This is a genomic window from Mesorhizobium sp. P5_C1 (genome assembly GCF_054049815.1).
Window position 1 is genome coordinate 20,298 of sequence record NZ_JBFULQ010000013.1, and the last position, 7,168, is coordinate 27,465.

Genomic DNA, 7,168 nt, shown 5'->3' on the forward strand with positions numbered 1-7,168 from the left:
GTAAAGTCCCATGTTGATCACCTGTCCATATTGCGGCCCGCGCGACGTCGTCGAATTTACCTATCAAGGTGACGGCAACCGTAAGCGCCCCGACCCCGCCTCGCAGAATTTCGAGGCATGGAACGCCTATGTCTACGACCGGCTGAACCCGGCCGGCGACCACAACGAAATCTGGCAGCATTCCGGCGGTTGCCGCGCACATCTCAGGGTCGTGCGTAACACGCTGACGCATGAGATTTTGAGCGTCGCCTTCATGCGCGGCGCTCACACCTCGACCGCGCGCCGCAAGGCGGAGGACAAATCATGAGCCCGCGCCGCACCGACACTGGCGGCCGCATAGACCGGCTGAAAACCATCCGCTTCACCTTCGACGGAGCCACCTATACCGGCCATGCCGGCGACACGCTGGCGTCGGCGCTGTTGGCCAAGGGCGTCACCCTTTACGGGCGTTCATTCAAATATCACCGCCCGCGCGGCCTGCTCACCGCAGGCATCGAGGAGCCCAACGCGCTGGTGACGGTGCTGAAGGGCGATGTTCGCGAGCCCAACATTCCGGCGACCATGGTCGAGATCCATGACGGACTGGTCGCCATCAGCCAGAACCGCTTTCCCTCGCTTGCCTGGGACGTCAACGCCGTCAACCAGCTTGGCGGCAAGATCCTGTCGGCCGGCTTCTACTACAAGACCTTCATGGGGCCAGTGATCGGTCCGCTCAAAGGCACTCGCTTCTGGATGTTCTGCGAGCATTTCATCCGCCGCGCCGCCGGTCTCGGCAGCGCCGGATCGGCGAAGGACCCGGCCCGCTATGAACGCATGAACGCCTTTTGCGACGTGCTGGTAGTCGGCTCCGGCCCGGCCGGGCTGATGGCCGCCAAGGCCGCTGCCGATCAGGGCGCCCGGGTCATGCTGGCTGATCTTGAGCCGCGTTTCGGCGGCTCTGCCAACTGGTCAGGCGAAACCATCGATGGCGCACCGGCCGCCGACTGGGCCCGCCGCACCGTCGCCCAGCTCGAAGGCCGCGACAATGTCCGCCTTTTGCCGCGCACCACGGTCTGGGGCTATTACGACAACAACACGCTTGCCGCGCTCGAACGGGTCAGCGACCACAAGGAGCAGCCCGGCAAGGGCGAGCCGCGCCATCGCTATTGGGCGATTCGCGCCCGCTCCGTGGTGCTCGCCACCGGCGCCTTCGAACGGCCGCTGGTGTTTCCGGGCAATGACAGGCCAGGTGTGATGCTGGCGCATGCCGCCGAGCGCTACGCCAACGAGTTCGGCGTGTTGCCGGGCGAACGGATCGCGCTGTTCACCAACAATGACAGCGCCTACCGAGCGGCCGTCGCCTTGAAGAAGGCGGGTGCCACGGTCGTCGCCATTGCCGACGTCCGGCCAGACCCTTCAGCCGAGATGCTCAAGCTGGCCACGGAGGCCGAGGCCGAGGTCTTCGCCGGCCATGCCGTCGTCGCCACGGAAGGCGGCAAGACGCTGACCGGCCTCAAGCTGCAGCGCTTCGACATGGCCAACGGTTCGCTCACCGGCGACGCCCGCAGCATCCACGCCGATTGCCTGCTGATGTCGGGCGGCTGGTCGCCTACCATCCATCTGGCCAGCCAGGCCGGCGCCAAGGCCGAGTGGAACGCCGCGCGGCAGGCTTTCCTGCCGCCGAAGCCGACCCAGCAATGGCCAACGCAGCACTGGATTGGCGCCGGCGCCTTCACCGGCAGTTTTTCCACCACTGAAGCCATCGCCGAAGGCCGCGCCGCCGGCCTCGCCGCGGCCGGCGGAACCAGCACGCCGGCGGCGTTGCCCACTGTCGAAGCCGTTCCTGGCGATCCCGATCCGGCGCCGGTGTTCGAGATCAGGGCCAAAGGCAAGAGCTTTGTCGATTTCCAGCACGACGTCACCGCGGAGGATGTGCGGCTGGCACACCGCGAAGGCTTTGTCTCGGTCGAGCACCTGAAGCGCTACACCACGCTCGGCATGGCAACCGACCAGGGCAAGAGCTCCAATGTTCCGGGCCTTGCCATCATGGCCGAGGCGCTGGGCAAGCCGATCCCCGAGGTCGGCACGACGCGCTTCCGCCCGCCCTTTGCACCGGTGTCGATCGGCTCGCTGGCGGCCGAGCGCTTCGGTGACCTGAAACCCGAGCGGCTGACGCCGATGCATGACTGGCATCTCGCCAATGGCGCGACCATGTATTCGGCCGGCCTCTGGTACCGTCCGATGATCTACGGCCATGCCGGAGAGACGGTCGAGCAGGCCTATGTGCGCGAAGCCAAGGCGACCCGCGAAAGCGCCGGCATCGTCGATGTCTCGACACTGGGCAAGATCGCCGTGCAAGGGCCCGACGCCGCTGCATTCCTCGACCGCGTCTACACCAACATGTTTTCGACACTGGCCGTCGGCAAGGCCCGCTACGGGCTGATGCTGCGCGAGGACGGCCTCGCCTTCGACGACGGCACCACCTGGCGGTTGGGCGAGCAGGATTTCCTGATGACCACCACGACGGCGAACGCCGGCAAGGTGATGCAGCATCTGGAATATTTCCTCGACGTGATCTGGCCGGAGCTCAAGGTGCACGTCACCTCGGTGACCGACGAATGGGCGGGCGCCGCGATCGGCGGACCGAAGGCCAGGCAGATCCTCGCTGCTTGCGTCACCGGCACATCGGTCGACAACGCCACCTTGCCCTTCATGGGAATTGTGCGCGGCGAGATATCGGGTGTCCCGGTGATGATTTGCCGGCTCTCCTTCTCCGGTGAGATGGCGTTCGAGGTCTATTCCGGTGCCGGCCATGGCACCCATGTCTGGGAAGCGCTGATCGAGGCCGGCAAACCGTTCGGGCTGGTCACCTACGGGCTCGAGGCGCTGGGCACGATGCGCATCGAGAAGGGCCATGTCACCGGCGCCGAGATCGACGGCCGCACCACGGCGCGCGACTTGCATCTCGACTGGATGCTGTCGAAGAAAAAGCCGTTCATCGGCTCGGCGATGATGGACCGCGAGGGCCTGATCGCGTCTGACCGCTTGGAACTCGTCGGCCTGATCGCGCTGGACAACCGCCCACTCAATGGCGGCGCGCACATCGTCGAGCAACTCGACGAGGCCAATCCCCACGGCTCGATCGGCCACATCACCGCCTGCTGCTATTCGCCAGCGCTCGGCAAGCACATCGCGCTGGCGCTGGTCAAGGGCGGCAAGGCACGACACGGCACGCGCGCCAATGTCTCCGATCCCCTGCGCAACCGGTTCGGGCCGGTCGAGATCGTCTCCAACCACTTCTTCGATCCGGACGGGAGCCGCATGCATGGTTGAGCGCCAATCACCGCTCGAGCCGGAGTTTCACATTGGCTCGCATGGCAATTTCGAACACGGCGTCGAGATCATCCTGACCGAGACCGGGCCCGGCTCGATCGTGCAGCTGGCAGCCTGGCCGGGTGAGGAGAAGAAGTTGATTGCCGCCATCCGTACCGTCACCGGGCTTGCGCTGCCCGATGGCGCCGGCGGCGGCATGAGCGACGGCGTGAAGTCGGTCTTCGGCTTCGCGCCGGGAAAATTCACCGTTGCCGATGAAGCCGAAGGCCTGGCCGGCGCCTTTGCCAAGGCGGTCACCCCGGCCATCGGCACGGTGACCGACCTTTCGCATGGTCGCACCGCCATTCGCATCGCCGGGCCGAAGGCCGAATGGGTGCTGGCGAAGTTCTTCGCCATCGACTTCGCGCTGCCGGCCTTTCCGGTTGGCGCCGGCCGCTCGACCACCCATCACGATGTCTTCGCCCAGATCCAGCGTATCGGCTCCGACCAGTTCGACATCTATGTCTTCCGCTCGTTCGCACGCTCGTTCTGGAAGGCGCTCTGCCATGCCAGCGAGGAAGTCGGCTACGAGGTGCAATAGGCAGCGCCGGCCGGATGGCCGCATCGCCGCGGCTTCTGGCATCAAGGCCAGCCGGTTCTGCCGCTAGAGAATCGCGCCGCGGGCGGCCATGATGGGAAACGTGGCCGCCAAGACCGGCCCAAGGGGCATCAAACCCCGTCTCAGGCTCGGCATAGTCGTTTGGTTCGAACATCCCCATGACCGCAGAAATATCCGCCGGCGCCACCGATCGCGCCGATGTGTCGGCCAGAGCCTTGCTCCTGCTGCCACTGACGGTCGCCTGCGGCGTCTTCATGACCAGCCTCGATCAGAATGTCGTCGTGACGGCGTTGCCCGGTATCGGCGAAAGCCTCGGCCGCCCGCCCAGCCAGCTCGGCCTTCTGATCACCGTCTATGTCGCCAGCCTGATCATCTCGATGCCGCTTGGCGGCTGGGCCGCCGACCGCTTCGGCCTGCGCAATGTCTATTGCTTTGCCTTGCTGGTGTTCGCCACCGCATCGGCCCTATGCGGGCTGTCCGACAACATCTGGATGCTGGTCGGCGCCCGTGCGCTGCAAGGGTTCGGCGGCGCGCTGATGGGCACGCTCGGCCAGGTCGTCATCCTGCAGACCTTTCCGCGCAGCCGCACCCTGAAGATCAACATGTACATCTCGCTGGCCGGCCAGTCCGGACCGCTGGTCGGCCCGCTCGTCGGCGGCGCGCTGACCACCTACATTTCCTGGCGCTGGATCTTCTTCATCAACGTGCCGTTCGCACTGGCGGCGGCTTTGCTTGCCGCCTCGCTGTTTCCGACAGTGACCAAGCCCGTGCGCACGCCGTTCGATTTTCCGGGGTTTCTGCTGGTCGGCAGCGGCATGGTGCTGCTGGTCTTCGGCATGGATTCGCTTGCCGCCAAGGACGCTGCCGGCGGCGTCATCGCCGGTGAACTGGCGCTCGCGCTTGTCATCCTGACAATTGCCTCGTTCTACTGCCTGCGCGTGCGCAATCCGCTGCTCGATCTCAAGCTCCTGCGCATCCGCACCTTCCGCATTTCCTTCCTGACCGGCGGTGGCCTGGATACGATCGGCCTCAGCTCGGTCGTCTTCCTGCTGCCTCTGATGTTCCAGCTCGGCTTCGGCATGAGCGCGGTGCAGGCGGGATCGCTGACTTTCGTTGCCGCGGTCGGTTCGGTGGCCATGCGCTTCTTCATGCCGCGTGTCCTCAACCGTTTCGGCTTCCGCCGCGTGCTGGTCTGCAACACGCCGATCGTCGCCGCCATGGTCGTTGGATTTGCCTTGATGCAGGCAACCACACCGGTGTGGATCGTGCTTGCCTACATCTTCGTCTTCGGCGTCTTCCGCTCAGCGCAATGGGCGTCGACCGGCAACCTCGCCTATTCCGACATCGCGCCCGAACAGCTCGCCCGCTTCAGCGCACTCTATTACATCCTGTGGCAGCTCGCGGTGGCGATCAGTGTCGGCCTGGCCGCCGCGGCACTGTCGTTTCTGGCCGGCGGCGGTCCGGCCGTGGCAAGCGATTTTCGCATCCTGTTCGTGATCGAGGGCGTCATCACGCTGTGTGCGCTATTCGCCTATCTCAAGCTGACGCCGCAGGACGGCGCCCATGTCAGCGGCCACGGCGCACAGATGAACACGGAATAGGGCTCGACGCCCAGTTGGCCGGTTCTGGCCGGGGCGGCCGGCTTACTCGCTGAACGTCACCCACTCTTCCAGCGGCACGCGGTCGGTGCGGAAGGCGTTTTCGGGTTTGGAGATGTCCTCATGGCCAAGCGCCATGCCGCAGACGACGATCTCCTCGTCGGGAATGTTGAGCACCGGCCGGATCTGCCGGTGATAGGGGGCGAACGCCGCTTGTGGGCACGTGTGCAAGCCCCTGCCCCGCGCTGCGACCATGATGTTTTGCAGGAACATGCCGTAGTCGATCCATGAACCCTGGTTGAGCCGGCGGTCAATGGTGAAGATCATGCCGACCGGCGCGTCGAAGAAGACGAAGTTGCGGTCGTGCTGGGCGCGCATCTTGTCGACCTCGCGACGGCCGATACCGAGCGCGCCATAGAGCCCAAAGCCGTTGGCGCGCCGTCGGGTCAGATAGGGCTCGAAGAACTGGGTGGGATAGTAGCGGTACTCATCCCAATCGGCCTTTTCAGCGCGGATGCCCGAATTGAGGATGGCGTCGGTGATCTGCTGCTTGGTCTCGCCCTTGGTGACGTAGACCTTCCACGGCTGCATGTTGGTGCCGGATGGAGCCCGCGCCGCAACCGACAGAATGGCGCGGATGGTGTCGTCGTCGACCATGTCGGGCAGGAATGCGCGCACCGAGCGGCGCGACAGGATCGCCTCGTCGACAATCTCGGCCTCGTCCGCAATTCGGGTGTTCTTTTCAAGCATGGGCCGTCCTTTAACCCTCGTCTCGACCAGACGTCCCCACTCGCCGTTCGTGCCCGAGCCTTTGCATGAACCGTCAAAATCCTGCAAGCAAATCTTGAGCATGCGTGAAAATCCACTTGATTTTTTCATGAGCTTGATTTCTCATGAAATTCGGATGCAAATTTTCATGAAGTGAGCGTTTTGCCTTCACCTATCGCACGAACATTGCAGGGACCTGACGAACGCGTGCTGGCCAGCGATCTCAGGGCGCTGCGCAAGGCGCGCGGGCTGACGCTTGCCGAGATCGGCCTGAAGCTTGGCCGTTCGGTCGGCTGGGTCAGCCAGGTCGAACGTGGCCTGTCGACGCCATCGCTCAGCGATCTCAGAGCCTTCGCTGAACTGTTCGGCGTGCCGATCAGCCTGTTCTTCAGCCATGACGTGCCGGTCGAAAGCGAGCGTGGCGTGGTTGTGCGCGCCGGCAGGCGCCGCACGCTTGGCACAAGCGAATCCGGCCTGGTGGAGGAGCTTCTGTCGCCCGATCTCGGCGGTAGCTTCGAGATGGTGCGTTCGGTTTTCGCGCCGGGCGCGGAGCTGAAAAACGAGGCGCGTCGGCCGACCGAAGAGGCCGGATACGTCGCGTCCGGACTGTTCGATATCGAGATATCGGGCGTCTGGCATCGGCTCGGCGAAGGCGACTCCTTTCGCTTCGAAGGCAAGCCCTACCGCTGGCGCAATCCGGGTGCCGAGCCGGCGGTTGTCATCTGGGTGGTTGCGCCGCCAGTCTATTGAATGCATGTCGCCCAGAAGCGTGCTTGGGATAACGACAGGTATCAAAAACAAAAAATGGAAAGCGCAACGCGCTTTTGGGTTTTGTCAGGGAGAAGAACATGACCGGTTTGCCGAGCACGGCACGCGTGGTGATCATCGGAGG

At 64.6% G+C, this 7,168-nt stretch carries 6 protein-coding genes; 5 read left to right on the forward strand and 1 reads right to left on the reverse strand.

Translation table 11 applies throughout. From position 1 onward, the window contains the following. Positions 1-10: 10 nt before the first annotated feature. The 4 genes from ACXJ7R_RS02455 to ACXJ7R_RS02470 all read left to right on the forward strand — a co-directional run bounded on the left by ACXJ7R_RS02455 (position 11) and on the right by ACXJ7R_RS02470 (position 5,511). Positions 11-307 carry a sarcosine oxidase subunit delta gene (locus tag ACXJ7R_RS02455; protein WP_457150422.1) on the forward strand — a complete coding sequence of 99 codons (297 nt, stop codon included), beginning with the start codon at positions 11-13 and terminating at the stop codon, positions 305-307. Next, a complete protein-coding gene (locus ACXJ7R_RS02460; RefSeq protein ID WP_457150423.1) occupies positions 304-3,312 on the forward strand; it encodes a sarcosine oxidase subunit alpha in 3,009 nt (1,002 codons plus the stop codon). The genes ACXJ7R_RS02455 and ACXJ7R_RS02460 overlap by 4 nt, the downstream gene beginning before the upstream one ends. Beyond that, positions 3,305-3,892 carry a sarcosine oxidase subunit gamma gene (locus tag ACXJ7R_RS02465; protein ID WP_457150424.1) on the forward strand — a complete coding sequence of 196 codons (588 nt, stop codon included), beginning with the start codon at positions 3,305-3,307 and terminating at the stop codon, positions 3,890-3,892. The genes ACXJ7R_RS02460 and ACXJ7R_RS02465 overlap by 8 nt, the downstream gene beginning before the upstream one ends. A 176-nt stretch (positions 3,893-4,068) precedes the next feature. After that, the gene (locus ACXJ7R_RS02470; protein ID WP_457150425.1) at positions 4,069-5,511 is read left to right on the forward strand and encodes an MFS transporter; all 1,443 of its coding nucleotides are present in this window, start codon (positions 4,069-4,071) and stop codon (positions 5,509-5,511) included. Between the two features lie 42 nt (positions 5,512-5,553). On the opposite strand, the gene ACXJ7R_RS02475 is transcribed toward ACXJ7R_RS02470, so the two are convergent. Continuing rightward, positions 5,554-6,258, reverse strand: a complete 705-nt coding sequence (locus ACXJ7R_RS02475; RefSeq protein ID WP_457150426.1) for a nitroreductase — start codon at positions 6,256-6,258, stop codon at positions 5,554-5,556. A 204-nt stretch (positions 6,259-6,462) separates the two neighbouring features. On the opposite strand from ACXJ7R_RS02475, the gene ACXJ7R_RS02480 reads away from it, so the two are divergent. After that, complete coding sequence (locus tag ACXJ7R_RS02480) at positions 6,463-7,026, forward strand: helix-turn-helix domain-containing protein (RefSeq protein WP_457150427.1); 564 nt, start codon at positions 6,463-6,465, stop codon at positions 7,024-7,026. Positions 7,027-7,168: the final 142 nt, after the last annotated feature.